Genomic DNA, 21,099 nt, shown 5'->3' on the forward strand with positions numbered 1-21,099 from the left:
AAATCAAATCCATCAGATAAAACCGATGATGAGCCGAATAAAGGCATTCCTGTAAGCATGATTGTTTTTATCCTTTTGCTTAGTGCATTGTTAACGATCTTGATATTATGCAGATCCTGATAAAGCCTGGTTCATTTTGAATCTCGTTACCAGTTAGGTTCTAAGCGCTGAAATTACTGATGCACTAGCCCTATGGTTTTACGGTATTTCTGATACATTTCAAGCGATAAATTTACAGGGTTACCTGTGGTTTGTATTGGATAGTCTTTCCGCTGGTTTACCCATTTCCATTCCCATTTACTTACCTCCTCGTTGAATTGATTGATGTCGAGCTCAGTTTTATCCGAAATAGATTGTTCCATTCGGCTAAAAAACATTTCCCATCTTGGTTTATAAAAATCATTCATCAGCCCGCTCCACTGTCTGCATGCATATTCATGTAATGGATTTTTGGCATCTCCCCACAAAGTGATTAAATCCTTTGCATTCATTTCGTACAAAGCTTTTTCCTGTTCGTTGGTTCCCTGCTTACGGGCATCACTTACCCATGGACCTAACATGAAATCTTTTCGTGTACCCAACAATTTGTCCATGTCTTCAATTAAAGTAATGAACTTTTTGCGTTCTGTTTGGAAAGCTTTCAGGTTTTTGCTTCGATAGGCTTCCACAACTTTTCTTTGTAAAGGAAGCGCGTAATTGGCCAGTACCTGTCTGGTTACATCAACAAGGTCATATTGGAAACCATCGCTTTGCCTGCAATCTGCTGCTGCACTAATTAGTTCATCCCAGGCGGGCAATAAATCGCGTTCGTTGTAATTTAATGTAGTTCTGGCCCAGCGGGTCATAGAATCGAGTGTTGGCCGGCCTTGTATGATAGACTCGGCACCATCTCTAACATACTTATCTGCGGATACACTATAAACCGTTTTTCGAAGTGTTTTCCAGGCTTTTAATGCATGTGGATTTTTTTTACCGTATCGGTTAAAAACGTATTGAGGTAACCATGTTTCAAGGTTTATTGGGGTAGAGCGCCAAACATTTTCCATCATCAGTTCATACATTACCGGATTTTGCTCTATGCCTTCCATAGTCAAACCAATACCGTTCATTTTGCCGCTTTTCGGGTCATTTAAAGCCTGTGCGGGTGCTGTAGCTACCACGTCCATTCTTCCAAATAAATTGGTGTTCCCGCCAAAGTTGTTCAGCATATTCCAGATCCATGGCTTACCATAAAAACCTTCCGTACGTTTCCAAACCGGTTCAATTTCTGTGGCTAAATCCAATAAAATCATCTTATCATTTGGAACAGCTTTTAACAGCGCTTCAGTTTGTGCCTCTTTCCAGAATTTTCTATCGCTGTAAAATAACCAACCTTGCATCACCCAAATGGCTTTAGGATCAGCTTGCGACATGCCATCATAAATTCTGGCGCTTAACTTACTCAAAAATTCAGGCTCCGAAGATGGTGGTTCATTTTCATTAAATGTATCAGCAGAGTACAGATGGTCTGTACCAAGCATTTCTGTTTGCTTTTGTAAAAACTTCTTCCCGATCTCGGCAAACATCGGGTCTTCCGAATCGAGAATATAGGTGTCTGCAAAACCGTTTGTCCAGTTGGTAGTCTTTAACTTCGCCTGTGGAAATTTATTTTTAAATGCTGCGGGCACATGGCCGGTAAAGGCTGGCAATACCGATTTCATTCCCAGCGATCTTTGCCTGGCCAGAATTTTCTTTTGCAGTTCAAAGTGGCTTTTCATCCAGCTTACCGGAAGTGGTCCGCCCCAGCCGTCGATATTGCCCATCCAAAACCAAGAGAAATAAGCAGGTCCGGTGAAAAAGCCTTTAAGTTCTTCATCCGAAAAGCCCATTTCTTTGTACAAAAGGTACCAGGTGTATTCTTCGCCGGTAATGGCAAGGGGCATGTTAATGCCATGAAGTGCCATCCAGTCTATCTCTTTTTCCCAACGAGTCCAATCCCACCAGCTCATGCTGTAATTAAAAGTACAATAGTTTAAATAGTAACGGTAATCGTAGGGTGTTTCCTTTCTTATTTTTGTTTTTACAGCAGGTAGGGTAGCAGGCAAGTTTAAGTTGCTGCCATTCCAGGTAATCTGGCAATGCGCATACTCAGTTAAGTAATGATAAAAAGCCGACGCCAGGGCAACACCACTGCTACCCCTGAGTATGATCTTATTGTTTCTGCTTTCAATTTCAAAAACATCTTTGCCATTTACTGCGGTCATACTTTCGGTAACAAATGATTGATGTTTTTTGGGTAATATCCGTGCAATGAGTTGATTAGAGGATGCCAGATACTCCTGAGACCATAAGTTATTGAAAGATAGTGCAATAAGCACTGCGAATAGCATTTTTAGTTTCATATCAGATTTTTAGGAACCAGTTTTTATCAAAGAGGAACTTCAAGATAAACAATTGTATGATAAGTACACCTGTCCATACGCCGGTTTGTTGCCAGGCGATGGGGATTGTATTGATGATTCCTCCGAAGAGGAATTGAGAAGTAGATTCAAAATTGAACAGACCGTGTGCAAAAATGTAGATTAATATAGAATTGGTGCCTATCCACACCATGGGCATGCACCATTTTTGATAACTGCATACATCAATAAAATAATAAAAAAAGGAAAAAAGAATGATGCTCCAGCCTCCGGCAAAGAGTACGAAGGTACTGGTCCACATGGTTTTGTTTATGGGGAAAAGGAAGCTGCCGGCAAGCGCAATGAGCAGGAGTGCAATGCCCGCAATTATTAAATACCACACTTTTTTCTTGGGATCGGGGCATACGGTTTGATTCTTTATAAAAGTGCCGGTAAATACACCCAGCATGGCCGAACAAATGGATGGTATAGTGCTCAATAAACCTTCCGGATCGTAAACTACGCGGTGGAGTTTACCGGGAAGCAACAGGCGGTCGATATAAGCAGAAAGATTACCTTCAGGGGTAAATATACCGCTCCCAAAACCCGGAACAGGTACAAAACGCATGAGGAGGTAATAGCCAACAAGGATAGACAGAAACCAGATGACCTGCTTTTTAAGCGAGGTATTCAGGTAAATTAGGGCGGCAAAAAAGGTAGCCAGACCAATACGGCCCAATACACTGGCAAAACGGATGTGTTCATAACCTTTCCATTGCAGCAGGCCGTTAACCACCATACCCAATAAAATCAAAATCAGGGTTCTTTTAATCAGGGCATAATAAATCTTCCCTGCTGAAGCATATCCGGTTTCTTTTTCGGTAAAATATTTCTGATAAGAAAATGGCATAGATACCCCCGAAATGAATATAAATAGCGGAAATATAAGGTCGTAAAAGGTAAAACCGTTCCAGGGCGAATGGTGCAGCTGGTTACTGATGCCGATCAGCATCTTTTCGAACAGGGAAAGATCTGGAGTGCTTGCAATGGTCCAGTTTTGCGGATTCCTTACCAAGGCGTGATTTTCTTTAATGCCATTGGCTAATCCATGAAAAATGCCTTCGCCGCTCACAATCCAAAACATGTCAAAGCCGCGCAGGGTATCAAGCGAAAGCAATCGCTTTGGTTTAACTGGCGGTGGTGCGGTTGAGGATAGGGGGCGGGTTGGTTGATCCATGCTGCAGATAAAGATTTTTTTAAATTATTTTTTAATCAGCGTGTTATAAATAACCTCGCCCTGATCGTTAATGGCCTGCACACGCAATTGGTTGTAACTAAGCGAAAATAACATAAAGCCATATTCGGAGGCAACCATTTCGGCATCGGCAATCAGTTTTACAGGTGTTTTTTCTGAAGCTGAGCCAGAAATAAAATAATGCGTTTTTCCGGCCGGTTTAATATACTGCATGCTGTGTTCGTGGCCGGTAAGATACACATCTACACCATATTTTTCAAGAGTTGATTTTAGCGAATTCCGTACCGCTTTAGTATCATAGGCTTCGGTGCGGCTTCCGCCTGTATAAATAGGATGGTGGCCTACCACAATTTTCCATTTAATGGAAGGATCTGTATCGGCCAGTGTTTTGGCTAACCAACGCTTCTGCGTAGTGGTATCTTGTCCCTTCACATTTGGTCCATACTCGGCATTATTGTAAAATTCAGGAATGAGTGGGTTAGTGTCAATAAAAACGAATAGTACCCGGCTGTTAGGATCACCATTAATGGGGAATTTCCTGGTGTAATACCGGGCAGGCATTTTCCACCTGCGACTGATTTTTGAATAATCTACCTGTGCATCCGGGTTTGATTTATAATCATGGTTGCCCAGTACAGGGTACCAATCCCACTGTAATGAAAAGTCGGTATAGATATCTTCAAAAGAATATTTAAAAGATGGGTCCTGTGCACTGATGACGCCGCTGGGATAAAAATTATCACCGGTAGAAATGATAAAATTAGCTTTTACTTCAGCTGCTGTAATGCCCATTTGTTTGGCCACCTGTTTTTGGTGATCGGCACCGTTTCGGCCCCAATCGCCCATAGCAATAAAATTTAAAGCATTATTTTCTTTAGTCAGGTTTTTGTTTGTTAAAGCAGCTTGAGGTGAATTTTTGGTTAAGATTTGTGCATGCAATAAAGCAGAAGAAATCAACAATATCAATAAAGGTAATCGTTTAATCATCGCGAAGAGTTTAACTGATTTAAGGAGCAAATGAGGAACCATTTATGGTATAAGATAAATATAAGTGAAGTTGCAGTTAATGGAAATAAGGCTTCCCAAGGGGTCGTCATTGCGCGAAGGCTTCTTTAGCCGCCGAAGCGGCATCGTCGTTCTTTCTCACCATGACGGCTTTTCTTCGGAGAGTGTGTTAATGATAGCCTGTCGAAGAATCTGTCGAAATACCTTACCAAGCATTTCGACAGGCTCAACGTGACGAACTTTCAGCGAGAATTATTTGATAATACTGCCTCTTCCAGAAAAAATAAAAATTAATTGTATCCTGGATTTTGTTTCAACTTCGGGTTTAATATTATAGCTGATGCAGGAATCGGCATAAGTCTGTGAAATGTCTGCGCATCCGTTTTAAAGCCCCATGTACCTTCATACTTGCCAAAGCGGATCATATCATTACGGTGCCAGCATTCCCAGGCCATTTCCCTGCAACGTTCTTTATATAAATCTTCTAAAGTAACTGAAGTCCATGCAGGTGAAGTCGTACGAACGGCACGTAACTGATTTACCAACGATAAAGCAGTTTGACCTTGCGTAGGCGTAGCGCCTCTTAATATAGCTTCTGCTTTCATTAATAAGATATCAGAATATCTGAAAACCGGTACATCATTATTTTGGTTTCTGCTGGATGATGTACTGTCACAATAAAATTTATTGTTTCTGTATCCCATATTCCAGGCAATTTCATCATTTCCGGCATCAAAAGGTCTTGATGCATCTCTAAGGGTTACGTTTGGTGTAATATCAACCTGATAGGTGAGTGCTGCTGAACCATCAGAACCTGCATAAAATTGGTCATATCCTTTTTTGGTGGTCGCTACCGTTACCGGCGAACCGTCATAATAAGTCTGTAATCCTTTTATCCATTGTGCATTCCTTTTATCATTAGGGTCATTGAAATTGGCATAATACTCTGGCAAGGTACTCATTGGCGCACTTGGCGTAAATTTTAGGCTGTATTTTTTCTGTAACGAACGCGGTAGAGAGTAACGGGAATAAATCATGGTACCATTACTAAAGCCAGGGTCAAAAGGGATCGCGAAAATAAATTCTTTGATCTGAGGTCCGTTATCAATGAAGAACATTTTACGGTAGTCACTTTCTAAACTATAGGGAGACCCAGAGGCACCAATGATGGCATCACACATGGCCACAGCATCATTGTAACGTTGAGTACCGGTATATACTTCAGCATTTAAGTACATCTTTGCCAAAATAGCATAGGCTGTATATTTATTTGGGCGACCGTAAGTTGCAGCACCCGTTGCGCTACTGAGGTTAGGTAATACTTCCTTAAGTTCAGCTTCAATGAAATTAAAAACTTCCAGACGCGATTTGGTTTCAGGTGGGGTGGTTTGTCCGAAGGTAGTTACCACCGGGATATTTCCCCATAAATCCATCATCATAAAAAAGGCTAATGCTCTGGTTGCCCTTACTTCGGCCACGGCCACTGTTTTGCCCGGAGATTCGGGCGCGTCTTTTAATAAGAACAAACTTTGGTTCGCTTTACTGATGGTTGCAGAAAGCCATCCCCAACCACTACTCACATGTCCGTTATCTTTATTCCAGGTATGTTTGTGGTGCATTTCGAATACGCCTCCATCATACCAGTTTCCACCTCTGGCCGGCATAATGGCTTCATCAGTGCTTAACGATTGCATAAAGAAATAATCGGTGCTCCAGTTCTGGCGCAACTGTACGTATACCTGTCCGGTTAGCTGTATATAATGTTGGTCTGTTTGAGGAAATGTTTCAGGCGTTAGCTGTGTTTCCACTTTTAAATCCAGTTTATGGCAGGAAGTTAATAAGCCTAGCGATAACGCAGTTCCTGCAATGTATTTGATAAGATTTTTCATCTTTTTAAATTTTAGTTGAATGATACGTTTAACCCGAATAAAAAGGTTCTGGTTTTAGGGTAAAAGTTATTGGTATCTACACCCGGAGCAGTACCGCCCTGGTTAATCTCCGGGTCTATTCCTTTATAACCGGTAATTACAAACAGGTTATTGGCTGTGGTATACAACCGAAGAGAATTTACACCAGGAATGAGTCCCTTTTTGAAAGTATACCCAAGCGTTGCATTATCTAAACGTAAATAACTGCCGTTTTCCAGAAACCTGCTCGAATATTTGTAGGAGTTGAAATCAGCTACTGATTCGTTTTCAACCTCTACAGGGATATTAGTGAACTGGGCAGTACTTGGTCTGAATAAATCAGCACGTGTAACGTTCATAATTTTGACACCTACTACCGCTCTCATAAATACACTTAAATCAAAATTCTTATACCTGATGTTGTTTGTCCAACCTAACAATGCTTTCGGCTGTGCATTTCCAAGGATATAATAATCGGTTTTATTAAGCAGGTTCTGTGTTTTAATGTTTCCGGCAGCATCATAATATTGTGATACACCATTTGCATCTTTACCTGCATATTTAAAGGTAAAAAAAGTACCGATTGGCTCACCTGGTTTTAGGATCTGTAGTGTTGCACCACTTTGCCCGGCACCATCCGGAGAAACCGTAAGACGGTCTTCAATATTAAACCTGCTATCATCTGACAAGCTGATCACTTTATTGCGGTTATGGGCCAGATTGAACCCGGTAGTCCAGCTGAAGTTATCGGTGCTTACCGGCGTACCGTTTAAAACCAGTTCGATACCTTTGTTACTCAGACTACCCACATTAGCCGTATAAGAACCTGCAGGGTATAAGTTATTATCAACGCCGAATGACAAAATTAAATCAGTTGTTTTTTTATCATAAATATCCACAGATCCTGTTAATCTGCCATTAAATAGTCCGAAATCCAGGCCAATATTGGTTGTAGCCGTTTTCTCCCATCTTAAGTCAGGGTTTTCATTCTGGATGGCTCCATATGCACCCTCTCTTGGCGAACCGTTATAATAAAACTGACCAACCTGACCATAAATAAGTTTAGTGGTTAATGGGGCAAAACCAAGTGAGTTACCCGCTATACCATAACTACCTCTTAATTTCAGTGTTTTGATTACGCCAACATTTTTAAAGAAGTTCTCCTGATCAATGTTCCATGCCGCACCTACAGATGGGAAATATCCCCATTTTTCGTTAGTACCAAATACATTTGATCCATCTCTTCTGATCGATCCTTGTAAAAGGTATTTGTTTTTAAAGTTATAATTTACCCTTGCAAAATCAGAGATCATCAAAATTTCCTGGTAGGTTACGCCGGGATTAAAATCAACCCTGAAATCAGTTACGGCATAAGGGTTTCCTAAACTTAAGTTATTATAACTAACCTGGTTAATCGGGAAATTGGTAGAGGTAGCCTGAAAGCCATCATTGTTCAACGATTGCTGATAAGAATAACCCACCACGGCATTAATATCATGGTCTCCAAATTTTTTATTCCAGGTTAAGTAAGTTTCTATAATTTTATTGGTGTTCTGATAAGCATTTCTTACCGCCAGACCATCTTTACCCACCAAAGTTACAAAGCTTGGCGTTGCCGGTGGCTCCGGTGTATTACGAACATTGTTGTACCTTGAAGTATAAATACTGTTGTAAAATGCACCATAAACATTTTGACTATTCTGATAAGATGCAGAAACATCGTAAGAGAATCCGAATGGTAATTTTAAGTTAACGGTTAAATTTCCGAGGATATTCTTATTCTTCAGGTTCTCTTTACCGTTTTCAAGCATCGAAACCGGATTGTAGTAGCTGGTCTGGATCAGGTTATCGAAATAAGAACCATCCGGATTTTTTACCGGCGATGTTGGCAGGTAAGTAAGCATTTGCGACAATACCGTATTACGGTAAGGAACCAGATTAGCATTGGTTACCGAGTTGCTGATGTTCAATCCAATCTTCAACTTATCGTTTAAAGCTTTTTGTTCAATACCTATACGACCGATAAATCTATCTAAATCGCTGGTTTTGATAATTCCTTCTTGTTTAAAATAGTTTAAACTGGCATTGTAGGTAGTTTTTTCGGTACCTCCGCTTAAAGAGACGTTGTGATTATAGGATAGAGCATCTCTGCGTTGTACTTCATCTTGCCAATTGGTATCCGCACCTTTATCATTGGCTGGCGTAAGTGCCGAATTGGTTTTCGCTAAAAATGCTTTTAATTGACCGGCATTCATCATATCGTAACGGTTTGATACATTTTCTACGCCAAAGTAGCCATTGTAGGCAATTTGTGCTGAGCCTGCTACGCCTCTTTTAGTCGTGACCATAATTACACCGTTTGCTGCCCTGTTTCCATAAATAGCGCTGGCGGCAGCATCTTTTAATACATCAATTGAGGCGATATCATCTGGCGCAAGGATAGAAATGTCAGCACCAACCACACCATCAATCACAAAGAGTGGCGATTGCGCACCGTCGCGCAGGGTAGAGGCACCACGCATAATGATGGCTGCGTTACGGTTTGGGTCTCCACTTCTGGTGATGTTTAGTCCCGGTACTTTACCCTGTAGCATCTGGCCAACATCACTAATGGCACCTTTGTTGAGATCATCACCCTTAACCGTAGAGATGGAGCTGGTTAATGCTTTTCTTGAGCTTTTACCATAACCCACTACAACCACATCATTCAGAGCAGCCGTAGATTCTAAGATCGTCACTTTATAGGTAGACGCTGTACCTACGGTAAGTTCCCTGGTTTGATAGCCCAGGAAACTGAAAAGAATTTTGTCGCCGGTTTTCGCTGAAATGCTGAAAGATCCATCTGCACCGGTAGAAGTTACTTTCGAAGTGCCTTTCACTGAAACAGAAGCCCCAATAACGGGTTGGTTGGTATTATCTACTAAATTTCCAGTAATTTTTCGTTCAGTTTGCGCGTAGGCAATGTTGAACACCTGGCTAATGAGTAAAAGCAGCATAAATACGCCACTATACTTTAAGCGTGTACAGTTAAATCTCATGATTTTTGTAAAATTAGATTCATAAATTGTTTATTTGGTTACTAATGTTTGGCGAGAGAATTTAAAATTTAATAGTATTTGGTAAATATTTAGCCACAAGTGCTTTATAATATGGCTCCAGTTCTGCCCAGCTTTTCTGATTGGGGTTTTTAGAATAGAGATCGTAAGGATTGAAAAGTTTTACCCATTTAAACATTTCATGGTCCTTCTCATTCATTAGATGATCGTATGCATTTTCCCTGTGCTGCGAATAAAAAGAATGGTAGCGGAGCATATATAAACCCGGCTCAGGCAGGTAGGATTTCATCATGTGGTACACATACTCGTCGTGTCCCCATGACATATCTACGTTGTCCAAACCACAATTTTGAGTGTAAACACCTAATTTGGTTTGGTAAATCTCATTTGTGTAATCAGGATTTTGACTGAAAAATTCCGGATAAACAATTTGATCGGAATACGCACAACCTACTGGGAAAGTATCACCTACAACAGCCCATTGTGGCTCTCCGAATAAACAAAGAACTTTACCCATATCATGGATTAAGCCAACCAATACCATCCAATCGGGGTGTCCATCGTTTCTGATGGCCTCAGATGTTTGTAACAGGTGCTGCATCTGATCTAAATCGGTATCCGGATCAGAATCATCTACCAACTTATTTAAAAATTCGAAAGCACTCCAGATCGGCATTTCTTGTTTGTTGAACTTTAAATAATCTGCTTTTTTCTGTTTTACGAAATCGTAGGTTTGATAGGTATGGTTAAGCCTGTAAAATTCTTTTACACTGTCCTTTTCAGTTTCGTCATAATTTCTGAACTGTTCTTCTTTTTTGTCGGCATTGATGTTTTTGGGATCAGGATAGCGGTTCAATATATCCTCTTCCCACTGATCAAGATTTTGCAAGGGATTTTGATTATCCCCTGATGATGAACGTTGGTTTCTCATAAGGTCAGAAATTGATTCTTTGAAATTTTTGTTGGTTATTAGGTTAAAATTCAGTTTTTGAAAGCTTAAAATTTTATTTTTACCCAACTTTATTTACTTAAACGATTACGTAAAATCTTGTTTAGGATGCTGAAATATGAATTAAATAATTTAGATTTAAGTAGTTATAATCCGTTTTTGGCCTGCCCGATGCCTTCTGTTAAACAGTATGGACAAAAGGAAAAAAAAGGATTTTGATATCGTGATTATTTTATATTTGCGTTTGCAACCGGGTGTCTATTGATGATGTAGGAGACATAGTGTTGCTGAACCAGCTACCTGGTATTAACATCATTTTGCCCTGTTTGTATCCGTATTGGCAGGGACTGCTGTTTTGCCCTGAAAACTGGTAAAAAAGGAAATTCTTTAGTCTATCGCATTTTTGAAAAGGCCAGATAATCCTAAAAAAACTAACAAAACAAATTTAAAACATGGCGGAAGCAGTTAATATTAAGCGGTTGGCTCAGGAGTTGAATATTTCAATAGCGACCGTTTCCAAGGCCCTTAACGACAGCTATGAAATCAGTTTAAAAACTAAAAACAGGGTATGGGATTTAGCCAAAGAACTGAATTATACCCCAAATCCGGCGGCTAGCAACCTGCGCAGCAACAAAACCAAAACAATAGCGGTGGTTATACCTTTCGTTGCCAATAATTTTTTCTCCTTAGCTATCATGGGAATTGAAGAAATAGCCAGGCAGTATGGTTACCATGTGCTTATTTACCAAACCCATGAAAATATAGAAGCGGAGAAGGCATTTACCAACAGCTTATTGAACGGAAGGGTAGATGGTATTCTTACTTCTGTATCGAGCAGTGAATATAATAGTGAATATTACGCCAATCTGGTTAGCAAAATCCCTTTGGTCTTTTTCGATCGGGTTTATGAAAACCTGGATGCGGTTAAAGTAACTACCGACGATTATGAAATTGCCTTTGAGGCCACCGAACATTTAATTGAGTGTGGCTGTACCAAAATCGCCTATTTATTTGGACTCGGAAACCTTCCGGCAGGTAAGGCAAGGTTTGCAGGTTATCTTGATGCATTGAAAACACATGGGATAGCCTTTTCAGAGCAACTTGTTGTTAAATATCATGAAGATGAAGCGTTTAACCAGCAGCAGATAAAAGAATTGCTTGAGAAGTACAAACCCGATGCGCTTTTTTCTTCTATTGAAGAATTTATCATTCCTGCTTATTGTGCCTGCAGGGAATCGGGTTTACATATTCCGAATGAAATTAAAATACTGAGTTTTTCTAACCTGAGTACAGCAAAACTTTTAAGCCCTTCCCTTACAACAATTTCGCAGCCTGCCTTCGAAATCGGGCGCGAAGCGGCAAAGTGCCTCTTTAAAATTCTTAACAAAAAACAACTGGATGATGAACAGAATATTATCCTGAAATCGGTACTGGTCAAGCGCGAATCTACAGGTTATTCAAGCTAGGATTTAATTTTTTACCTGTTGTTTCGCGAAAACGTTTACGTAATTAAACGGGTAAATTACGCTTCAACATGGAGATTTTTTGTGATTTTTAAATCGTTTTTGGTCATTGGACTCAGTTAAATAAACCAAAATATTGATAACGATTTAAAAATGAAGATTAAACCTTTACTCTTTTTTGCACTGTTGATCTCCTTCAATGGGATGGCCCAAAATAAATTGTATAATATTAAAAATTATGGCGCGGTTGGCGATGGCAAAACAAACGATGCTGCTGCCATTCAGAAAGCCATTGATGCCTGTTCGGCTGCGGGCGGCGGGCAGGTTATTGTGCCTGCAGGGAGCGTGTTTTTAGCAGGGCCTTTTAACTTAAAATCTTTTATTGATTTTAGAGTAGAAGGTGGGGCAAAACTCCTGGCCAGCCCTGATGAAAAATTATATACACAAAGTGCTTTTAGAGAAAATAAAGGTGAAGGTACCATCTGGATCGGCGGCGAAAAGCTGGAGCAGGTAAGTATTTCCGGAACAGGAGTAATTGATGGGAATGGGATTTCGTTTATGGGGGAGGAGCTGAGCGACTCGTATGTTTTAAAACCATTTAATATTACAGATCCGAGGCCACATCTGCTTACCTTAACCGGTTGTAATAAACTCAATATAGATGGGGTAACATTTCAGAATTCTGCTTACTGGACGGTTCATTTAATAGGCTGTAATGATGTAGCCATATCGAATATTACCTTGTTAAACAGTATAAAAATCCGTAATAGCGATGGCATTGACCTTGATCACAGTAAAAATGTGCGGATTACCAATTGTTTCATCGAATCGGGTGATGACTGTATCTGCTTAAAAAACCGGCGCGAATTTGAAGAATATGGTGCCTGCGAAAACATTGTAATCAGTAACTGTACCATGACGTCTAGCTCATGTGCCATCAAAATAGGTTCTGAAAATATGGACCGGATCAGTAATGTACTCATCAATAATTGCAATATCAGAAAGAGCAACCGCGGTATCGGGATTCAAAATCGCGATGAGGGTACAGTAGAAAATGTTATTTTCTTTAACCTGTTTATCGAATCTAAACTTTTCTCGGACGTTTGGTGGGGAAAGGCTGAGCCAATTTATATTACAGCCTATCCGAGAGCAACAAGCAACAATAAAGACGCTGGCTGGCGTTTACCGAAAGGCCAGACCAAAGGTAGGGTAGGTGCGGTTAAAAATATTTATTTTAGTAATATCAGGTGTACTGGAGAAAGCGGTGTTTACATCAGTGGCGAAAGTCCGGATAAAATTTCCGAAATCTATTTTGACCAGGTGAGTGTTCATCTTGATAAAACGACAAAAGAATCAGGTGGAGTATATGATCGCAGGCCTAGCAATGTTGAAGGGTTGGTTAAAAGCAAGGTTGCAGGATTTTATTTTGAAAATACCGGATATATCAGTCTCCTGAACAGTAATGTCGTATGGGGTAAAAATAAACCTGACTATGCAGGAAAGGCCCTGGAAAAAAAGAATGTAAGTAAACTTAACGTGATCAGTTTTAGAGAAACTGCCATGAGTAATTAAAGAACTTTAATGCTTCGGCTCTTTCGTATGTCGCCTCGAAATAATGTATTACCTTATAATGTGGGATAATTAGGGTGTAATAAACAAAATCTGAATTTTGTCAGTTGATCTGTTGTTGTTTGGTATAGGCAGTTGTCAGCTCTGCCAGTGCGGTATTGATTTCGTTAATGGTTTTGACACTGAAAACATGTCTTCCGATTAACCACCTTTTGATTTCATCAGGATTAATATCCAATATAGAAGCCAGGTTGTTTTCTGTTAAGTCATTGGCAGCAAGTATTGCTGTGGTTTTTTGGGCGACATCAAGGTTTAGCTGTGCAAGTTTCTCAATTGCAGGATTTCCGGTTTCTTCCAGCCAGATCGAAACAAAATCGTTTTCTTCCATTTTATTCTTTTAGATTAAAAAACAGTCTGCATTACTGGAAACTGTTTGAGCTGCGAATTTAGCGATTAAGCCAATCAAAGCCAATCAGAATTCAAAGAATAGTCTAACTTTATCGCGAGTTCAGCTAAAATCAATTTAAAATGGCATCAGATCAGAAATCTGTAGATTTTATAATCGATCAGTTTGACTATTCCGGTCGGGTGACTTATAAAAAGATGTTTGGTGAATACGGCTTGTATTTTGATGAAAAATTATTAGCCCTGGTGTGCGACAATAAACTATTTGTTAAGCCAACTTTATCAGGACGGGAATATATCGTCGATGTGGTAGAAGCACCACCATATCCGGGAGCGAAAAACCAATTCCTAATTGAAGCTCAATTAGAAGACCGAGATTGGTTAAAAATATTGGTGGATATTACAGTCGCCGAACTTCCTGAACCCAAATCCAAAAAAAATAGATAAGGAGAAGCGCGCGGGACTGGAAAAATGTTTTAGTACCCAGCTTTTAGTAATTGTTATAGCCAAAAACCTTATTGCCTTTTGCTAAGAATTTGCGTTTTCCGGTTCAGGATTGCCTGGCGTTTCGCCTAAGGGGGCTATGCCACAAGCTGCCCATATAAATTTAAAAATGTTGAGGAATTCGCATTGGATGTCTCTTTCAGATTGTATTTCGTTTTCCATATTGTACCGCTTTAATCTGATTACTAAACAAAAAATGGCTGGTTTTGTGTTGACGAAAATAATGCTTTAATGTAAGGATACTGTTTTGTAAATGTTAAGGATATATTGTCATTTTTAGCGTCCATTTCCATCGCTGAAATCAAGTGATTGACAAGACCCCTTCCTTGTCTTTCCTGATTAAAAGCAATGAAAATTTGTCATTTCGCACTTTTAAAAAAACGAAAAAAACTTCGGTCGCAGAAAGCTTCACAATTGAAAATCAAGGTATTTACGGTAAGTAAACCGATTTAATCTCTAGTTTAAAATCCTGCATTTCTGTTTCAGAACACCATTTTTACGGTTCAAACCCAAAGTTTAACTTCATTATAACTTCATGAAGTTGTATTTATTTCGCTTTCGAATTAAATCGTTGCGTAACCATCATTTATTGAAATCAAAAGTATCTATAAACCGGTTGTGGAGAACTTTTCATCATAAAATGGTTACCGAGGGAAACTAATTAGAGAAAAATAAATCAGATTAAAACCACTCCAAAAAATGAAAAGAGTTTTCATGTGCTTAGGCTTGTTTACTTTGCTTTACGCAACAAGTTGCACCTCGAAGAAAGAAGAAAAGGAAGAAGTAGAAACTTATGCGGTAACCGCGCCATTAAGAATGGATACTTCCTTTACCAAAGAATATGTTTCGCAGATTAAATCTGTGCGTAACATCGAAGTTAGGGCTCAAGAGAAAGGGTATCTCCAAAATATTTATGTAGATGAAGGTCAGCATGTAAAGGCAGGTCAGCTGTTATTTAAGATTATGCCTAAAGCTGCGCAATCTGAATTGCTAAAGGCACAGGCTGAAACCAAATCGGCTCAAATTGAATTGGAAAATACCAAGCTGCTTTCAGATAAAAATATCGTTTCCAAAAATGAGCTGGCCATGGCCAAAGCCAAATTGCAATCCGCAAATGCCGAAACCTCTCTGGCTAAATTCCATCTGTCTAACACCGAAATCAGGGCACCTTTCGAAGGTACGATTGATCGTATCCCTTTAAAATTAGGAAGTTTGGTAGATGAGGGGGCATTATTAACCAGCCTTTCCGATAACAGTCAGGTTTTTGCCTACTTCAATGTATCAGAACCAGAATATTTGAACTATCAAAGTGCTGCAAAGGCAAAAAACCAGCAAGAAGTAAGTTTATTGTTAGCGAACGGCGAATTTTTAAAGGCAAAAGGTAAAGTAGAAGTTATTGAAAGCGAATTTGATAATGAAACCGGAAATATTGCTTTCAGGGCAAGGTTCAATAATAGCGACAACCTGCTGAGGAACGGCGAAACCGGTAAAGTACATATGGTGGTGCCGCTAAAAAATGCCATTATCATTCCGCAAAAGGCCACTTACGATATCCAAGACAAAACTTATGTTTTTGTGGTTGATAAAAACAATAAAGTACACTCCAGGATGATTACCATTGCGGGAGATCTTCCCGACTTATACATCGTGGGCGATGGCCTTTCTGTTGATGATAAGATTTTGCTTGAAGGCGTACAAAAAGTTAAGGAAGATGATAAAATTGCCTTTAAATTCCAGCAACCTCAGGAAGTATTGAAACAATTGAGATTGAAAACAGAATAATCTAAACCCTTCTATACTTAATTTATGTTTAGTAAATTCATACAAAGGCCAGTCCTTTCTATCGTAATATCATTGGTCATTGTGTTTTTAGGGGTGTTGGCCATTAGCTACCTGCCTGTTACACAGTTTCCAACCATATCTCCTCCCAAAGTAAACATCACTGCCGATTATCCGGGAGCGAATAACGAATTGTTGATTAAATCTGTAGTGATACCGCTTGAGCGTGCGCTTAACGGCGTACCGGGGATGAAATATATTGCATCAAATGCCGGTAATGATGGCGAAGCATCTGTACAGGTCGTATTTAACCTTGGTACCGATCCCAATCAAGCTTCACTTAACGTACAGAACCGTGTAGCTGCCGTTACCAATAAGCTGCCTCCTTTGGTAATCCGCGAGGGTGTAAAAATTACCCGTGAAGAGCCAAACATGTTGATGTATATCAACCTGTATAGCAAAGACCCAAAAATGAACCAGAACTTTCTGTACAATTATGCCGATATCAACCTGCTTTCAGAGCTTAAAAGGGTTGATGGGGTAGGTTTTGCCGATATTTTGGGTGATAGGGATTATGCCATGCGGATCTGGTTAAAACCCGACCGTATGCAGGCTTATAAAATCTCGGTTGATGAAGTGATGAACGCACTTGAAGGACAAAGCTTGGAAGCCTCTCCGGGAAAAACAGGAGAGAGTTCTGGCAAACGTTCACAGGCGTTCGAATATGTATTAAAATATTCAGGGCGCTTTAACACCAAAGAAGGTTACGAAAATATTGTGGTTAGGGCTACGCCTGATGGCCAGTTGCTCCATTTAAAAGACATAGCTGACGTAGACTTTAGTGCTTCTGCTTATAACTTATATTCAACCTTAAATGGAAAAGCATCTGCTGCAATCGTTTTAAAACAATCTTACGGTAGTAACGCCAGTCAGGTAATTAAAGATGTTAAAGCCAAAATGGCCGAAATTAAGGCTGCTTCTTTTCCAAAAGGTTTAGATTACGAGATCAGTTATGATGTTTCTAAATTCCTGGATGCATCTATTGAAAAGGTAATTCATACCTTGGTAGAGGCCTTTATTCTAGTGGGGTTAGTGGTATTTCTTTTCCTTGGTGATTGGCGATCAACGCTTATTCCAGCCATTGCGGTACCAGTGTCCTTGATTGGAACGTTCGTATTTATGCAGTTTTTTGGCATTACGCTTAACCTAATTACCTTGTTTGCATTGGTGCTCGCCATTGGGGTGGTAGTAGATGATGCCATTGTGGTAATTGAGGCGGTGCATGCGAAGATGGAGCTGGACCCGCATCTATCGGTATTAAAAGCTACCCAGCAAGCCATGAAAGAGATCGGTGGTGCCATTATTGCCATTACTTTCCTGATGGCTTCGGTATTTATCCCGGTAGCTTTCATGTCTGGTCCGGTGGGTATTTTCTATCGTCAATTTTCCATTACCATGGCCACAGCAATTATCCTTTCGGGTATTGTGGCTTTAACACTTACTCCTGCCTTGTGTGCCATTATGTTGAAGAACAGTCATGGTACTGCTAAAAAGAAAACATTAATTGATCGTTTTCTGGATGGCTTTAACCGGGGGTTTGCTAAATTATCGGGCAGATACGAATTTGTATTAAGTAGGGTGGTAAGCCGCAGGTTATTAACCTTCGGGGTATTGGTAGCCTTTTGTTTGGGTGTTTGGGCACTAAGCGGAAGTGTGCCATCAGGCTTTATTCCTAACGAAGATCAGGGAATGGTTTATGCCATTATCCAAACGCCTCCGGGATCGACTCTGGAACGTACCGATCAGATTGCAGAGAAACTGCAGAAAATGAGCGAAGATATTGATGGTGTTAAATCGGTTTCATCTTTGGCCGGATATGAAATCCTTAGTGAAGGTACAGGGTCTAACTCGGGTACCTGTTTAATCAACCTTAAAGATTGGAGCGAACGTAAACAATCTGCACAGGAAATTATTGAAGAATTAGAGCAGAAATCGAAATCAATACCGGGTGCAGCTATCGAATTTTTTCAGCCACCAGCAGTACCGGGCTATGGTGCAGCAGGCGGTTTCGAGCTTCGTTTACTGGATAAAGCCGGTAGCGGTGATTATAAAAAAATGGAAACCGTAGCCAACGATTTTGTACGCGAGCTGAACAAACGTAAAGAATTATCATCTGTGTTTACTTTCTACAGTGCCAGTTTCCCTCAATACATGCTGGATGTGGATAATGATATTGCACAACAAAAAGGTGTGAGTATTGATAATGCAATGAATACTTTATCAACTTTTGTAGGTAGTGATTACGAAACCAGTTTTATTAAGTACGACCGCCAGTATAAAGTAATTGTGCAGGCCTTACCTCAGTATCGGGCTTTGCCAGAAGATATCTTAAAACTATCGGTTAAAAATAGCCGCGATGAAATGGTGCCTTTCTCCGCCTTTATTAAAATGCGAAGGGTTTATGGCCTTTCAGAGATTACCCGGCATAACATGTACAATGCTTCTGAAATCAGTGGACAGGCTGCTCCGGGTTATAGTTCCGGTCAGGCCATTCAGGCCATCAACGAGGTGGCGCAGAAAACCTTACCAAGGGGTTTCGGTATCGATTGGGCAGGTATTTCAAAAGACCAGGTATCAAGGGGTAATGGTGCCATTTATATTTTCCTGATCTGTTTAGGTTTCGTTTACCTGGTGTTGGCTGCACAATATGAAAGTTTCATTTTGCCTTTATCCGTAATTTTATCATTACCTGCAGGTATTTTTGGTGCTTTCTTATTCTTGAAGTTACTGGGATTAGAGAACAATATTTATTCGCAGGTAGCTATGGTCATGCTCATAGGCCTGCTCGGCAAGAATGCGGTACTGATCGTGGAATTCGCTACACAGCGCCAAAGCCAGGGGTTAACCGTGCTTAAGGCGGCAATGGAAGGGGCGAGTGTTCGTTTCCGTCCTATTTTAATGACCTCTTTTGCCTTTATTGCAGGTCTGATTCCGTTGATGATTGCAACCGGTCCGGGTAAGATTGGTAACCGTACCATTGGTTCGGCTGCTGCCGGCGGTATGCTTTTCGGTACCATTTTCGGGGTAATTGTGATCCCTGGGTTATATTATATATTCGGATCAATTGCAGCAAAATACAAGCTGATTAAAATTGAGGAAGAACATCCGTTAACTGAAGAAATTGAGAATAATGTTTAAGAATAATTTATATAAAGGCCTTGGACTGGTGTTGATATGCGCTGCATATACCGCCTGCAAGCTACCTGAAGTAGCCCAACGTGCCGAAAATAAAAATACACCTCTGAGCTTTAATGGCTCGCAGGATACCGTAAGTTCTGCCAGTATACAATGGCGTAACTTTTTTACCGATCCTCATCTGATCAACCTGATTGATACGGCACTGAAGAATAACCAGGAGCTGAATATTACCCTTCAGGATATTGAAATAGCCAAAAATGAAATAAAGGCCAGAAAGGGAGAACTTTTGCCGAATGTAACTTACGGTGTTGGCGCCGGATTGGATAAAGTTGGCCGTTATACCAGTTCAGGTGCGGGCGATGCTTCTACAGAAATTACACCGGGCAAAGGCGTGCCCGAAGTATTGCCTGATTATCGCTTTGGCTTGCAGGCCAACTGGGAAGCAGATATCTGGCATAAATTGCGCAATTCGAAAAAGGCAGCCATTAACCAATACCTGTCAACAGTAGAAGGTAAGAATTTTGTAATCACTAATCTGATTGCTGAAGTCGCAAATTCCTATTACGAATTGTTAGCCTCTGATAATCAATTGGAAACGGTGAAAAAAAATATCGAACTCCAAAGCAATGCGCTGGAATTGATGAAAATCCAGAAGCAGGCTACGAGGGTTAACGAACTTGCCGTACGTAAATTTGAAGCAGAGGTATTAAGCTCAAAAAGTTTGGAGTTTGATATTCAGCAGGATATTGTTGAAAACGAAAATAAAATTAATTTTCTGTTGGGCCGTTTTCCTCAACCCATTATCAGAGATAAATCCAGCTTTACCGATCTGGTACCGGCAACTGTACACACGGGTTTACCAGCCCAGTTGTTGGCCAATCGACCGGATATTAAACAGGCAGAGTACGAGCTTGCAGCCGCTAAATTAGATGTCAAAGTAGCTAAGGCACAATTTTATCCATCATTGGGGATTTCTGCTGCAATTGGTTACCAGGCCTTTAATCCGTCCTATTTACTGAAAACACCAGAATCTTTGATCTATTCTCTGGCAGGAGATCTGGCCGGACCGCTAATTAACAGAAACGCTATTAAGGCCGAATATTCTTCTGCGAATGCAAAACAATTACAGGCTGTTTTTGATTATGAAAAAGCCATCTTAAATGGTTATATTGAAGTAGCCAACCAGCTATCGAAAATCAGCAACCTGCAAAAAAGCTACGACCTGAAATCGAAACAGGTTGCTGCACTTACACAATCTATCGATATTTCGAACGATTTGTTCAAAGCTGCCCGGGCCGATTACTTTGAGGTATTAATGACACAGCGTGATGCTTTGCAATCGAAATTAGAATTGATTGAAACCAAAAAGCAGCAGTTAAATGCTGTAGTAGATATTTACCAGGCACTTGGTGGTGGCTGGAAATAAGCAAAAACCAGGCATAGAAATATCGATAAATCCATTAAAGTTAAATTATCCTTATCATCTATCAGGCTGTTCCAACCCGGAGCAGCCTTTTTTTGGGAGTTTCAGCGTCTTTTTTCTTGCCTTCGTTTCGCTAAAACCACTTTACAAGTGGTGTCAAATGTCCCCATCTGAGACACCTATACTTCCAGTTCAATAGATTGGTTCC

Annotated in this window: 13 protein-coding genes; 6 read left to right on the forward strand and 7 right to left on the reverse strand. The window is 40.2% G+C overall.

Going from position 1 to position 21,099, the window contains the following annotated elements; translation table 11 throughout:
• Positions 1-173 precede the first annotated feature (173 nt).
• The 6 genes from ACK1I8_RS06330 to ACK1I8_RS06355 all read right to left on the reverse strand — a co-directional run bounded on the left by ACK1I8_RS06330 (position 174) and on the right by ACK1I8_RS06355 (position 10,532).
• Entirely contained in the window at positions 174-2,381 is a 2,208-nt protein-coding gene (locus tag ACK1I8_RS06330) for an alpha-N-acetylglucosaminidase (protein WP_412468493.1), read from the reverse strand.
• Position 2,382: 1 nt separating this feature from the next.
• On the reverse strand, positions 2,383-3,615 hold the full coding sequence (locus tag ACK1I8_RS06335) for an acyltransferase family protein (RefSeq protein ID WP_412468494.1): 1,233 nt from the start codon (positions 3,613-3,615) through the stop codon (positions 2,383-2,385).
• Between the two features lie 24 nt (positions 3,616-3,639).
• Entirely contained in the window at positions 3,640-4,620 is a 981-nt protein-coding gene (locus ACK1I8_RS06340) for a purple acid phosphatase family protein (protein ID WP_412468495.1), read from the reverse strand.
• Between the two features lie 308 nt (positions 4,621-4,928).
• Positions 4,929-6,527, reverse strand: coding sequence for a RagB/SusD family nutrient uptake outer membrane protein (locus tag ACK1I8_RS06345; RefSeq protein ID WP_412468496.1), 1,599 nt, complete (start codon positions 6,525-6,527; stop codon positions 4,929-4,931).
• 11 nt (positions 6,528-6,538) lie between these two features.
• Complete coding sequence (locus ACK1I8_RS06350; RefSeq protein ID WP_412468497.1) at positions 6,539-9,583, reverse strand: SusC/RagA family TonB-linked outer membrane protein; 3,045 nt, start codon at positions 9,581-9,583, stop codon at positions 6,539-6,541.
• A gap of 61 nt (positions 9,584-9,644) precedes the next feature.
• The gene (locus ACK1I8_RS06355) at positions 9,645-10,532 is read right to left on the reverse strand and encodes an inositol oxygenase family protein (protein ID WP_412468498.1); all 888 of its coding nucleotides are present in this window, start codon (positions 10,530-10,532) and stop codon (positions 9,645-9,647) included.
• Positions 10,533-11,002: 470 nt separating this feature from the next.
• Between ACK1I8_RS06355 and ACK1I8_RS06360 the strand changes: the two genes are divergently transcribed.
• Positions 11,003-12,016, forward strand: a complete 1,014-nt coding sequence (locus ACK1I8_RS06360) for a LacI family DNA-binding transcriptional regulator (protein ID WP_412468499.1) — start codon at positions 11,003-11,005, stop codon at positions 12,014-12,016.
• Between the two features lie 150 nt (positions 12,017-12,166).
• Positions 12,167-13,585, forward strand: coding sequence for a glycoside hydrolase family 28 protein (locus ACK1I8_RS06365; RefSeq protein ID WP_412468500.1), 1,419 nt, complete (start codon positions 12,167-12,169; stop codon positions 13,583-13,585).
• A gap of 100 nt (positions 13,586-13,685) precedes the next feature.
• Here the strand turns inward: ACK1I8_RS06365 and ACK1I8_RS06370 are convergent, their stop codons facing one another.
• Positions 13,686-13,970 carry a hypothetical protein gene (locus ACK1I8_RS06370; RefSeq protein ID WP_412468501.1) on the reverse strand — a complete coding sequence of 95 codons (285 nt, stop codon included), beginning with the start codon at positions 13,968-13,970 and terminating at the stop codon, positions 13,686-13,688.
• Positions 13,971-14,110: 140 nt separating this feature from the next.
• On the opposite strand from ACK1I8_RS06370, the gene ACK1I8_RS06375 reads away from it, so the two are divergent.
• The 4 genes from ACK1I8_RS06375 to ACK1I8_RS06390 all read left to right on the forward strand — a co-directional run bounded on the left by ACK1I8_RS06375 (position 14,111) and on the right by ACK1I8_RS06390 (position 20,894).
• The gene (locus ACK1I8_RS06375; RefSeq protein ID WP_412468502.1) at positions 14,111-14,434 is read left to right on the forward strand and encodes a TfoX/Sxy family protein; all 324 of its coding nucleotides are present in this window, start codon (positions 14,111-14,113) and stop codon (positions 14,432-14,434) included.
• Between the two features lie 756 nt (positions 14,435-15,190).
• Positions 15,191-16,273, forward strand: a complete 1,083-nt coding sequence (locus ACK1I8_RS06380) for an efflux RND transporter periplasmic adaptor subunit (RefSeq protein WP_412468503.1) — start codon at positions 15,191-15,193, stop codon at positions 16,271-16,273.
• Between the two features lie 24 nt (positions 16,274-16,297).
• Positions 16,298-19,468: an efflux RND transporter permease subunit gene (locus ACK1I8_RS06385; RefSeq protein WP_412468504.1), complete on the forward strand. Its 3,171-nt coding sequence runs from the start codon at positions 16,298-16,300 to the stop codon at positions 19,466-19,468.
• Entirely contained in the window at positions 19,461-20,894 is a 1,434-nt protein-coding gene (locus ACK1I8_RS06390) for a TolC family protein (protein ID WP_412468505.1), read from the forward strand. Before ACK1I8_RS06385 ends, ACK1I8_RS06390 begins: the two co-directional genes overlap by 8 nt.
• Positions 20,895-21,099: the final 205 nt, after the last annotated feature.

Origin of the sequence: Pedobacter sp. KLB.chiD, assembly GCF_047040275.1 — a bacterium.
Lineage (GTDB): Bacteria > Bacteroidota > Bacteroidia > Sphingobacteriales > Sphingobacteriaceae > Pedobacter.

Bases quoted from the DNA above. Each gene is read 5' to 3' on its own strand.
- ACK1I8_RS06330 (WP_412468493.1), bottom strand. From the start codon at position 2,381: ATGAAACTAAAAATGCTATTCGCAGTGCTTATTGCACTATCTTTCAAT.
- ACK1I8_RS06335 (WP_412468494.1), bottom strand. From the start codon at position 3,615: ATGGATCAACCAACCCGCCCCCTATCCTCAACCGCACCACCGCCAGTT.
- ACK1I8_RS06340 (WP_412468495.1), bottom strand. From the start codon at position 4,620: ATGATTAAACGATTACCTTTATTGATATTGTTGATTTCTTCTGCTTTA.
- ACK1I8_RS06345 (WP_412468496.1), bottom strand. From the start codon at position 6,527: ATGAAAAATCTTATCAAATACATTGCAGGAACTGCGTTATCGCTAGGC.
- ACK1I8_RS06350 (WP_412468497.1), bottom strand. From the start codon at position 9,583: ATGAGATTTAACTGTACACGCTTAAAGTATAGTGGCGTATTTATGCTG.
- ACK1I8_RS06355 (WP_412468498.1), bottom strand. From the start codon at position 10,532: ATGAGAAACCAACGTTCATCATCAGGGGATAATCAAAATCCCTTGCAA.
- ACK1I8_RS06360 (WP_412468499.1), top strand. From the start codon at position 11,003: ATGGCGGAAGCAGTTAATATTAAGCGGTTGGCTCAGGAGTTGAATATT.
- ACK1I8_RS06365 (WP_412468500.1), top strand. From the start codon at position 12,167: ATGAAGATTAAACCTTTACTCTTTTTTGCACTGTTGATCTCCTTCAAT.
- ACK1I8_RS06370 (WP_412468501.1), bottom strand. From the start codon at position 13,970: ATGGAAGAAAACGATTTTGTTTCGATCTGGCTGGAAGAAACCGGAAAT.
- ACK1I8_RS06375 (WP_412468502.1), top strand. From the start codon at position 14,111: ATGGCATCAGATCAGAAATCTGTAGATTTTATAATCGATCAGTTTGAC.
- ACK1I8_RS06380 (WP_412468503.1), top strand. From the start codon at position 15,191: ATGAAAAGAGTTTTCATGTGCTTAGGCTTGTTTACTTTGCTTTACGCA.
- ACK1I8_RS06385 (WP_412468504.1), top strand. From the start codon at position 16,298: ATGTTTAGTAAATTCATACAAAGGCCAGTCCTTTCTATCGTAATATCA.
- ACK1I8_RS06390 (WP_412468505.1), top strand. From the start codon at position 19,461: ATGTTTAAGAATAATTTATATAAAGGCCTTGGACTGGTGTTGATATGC.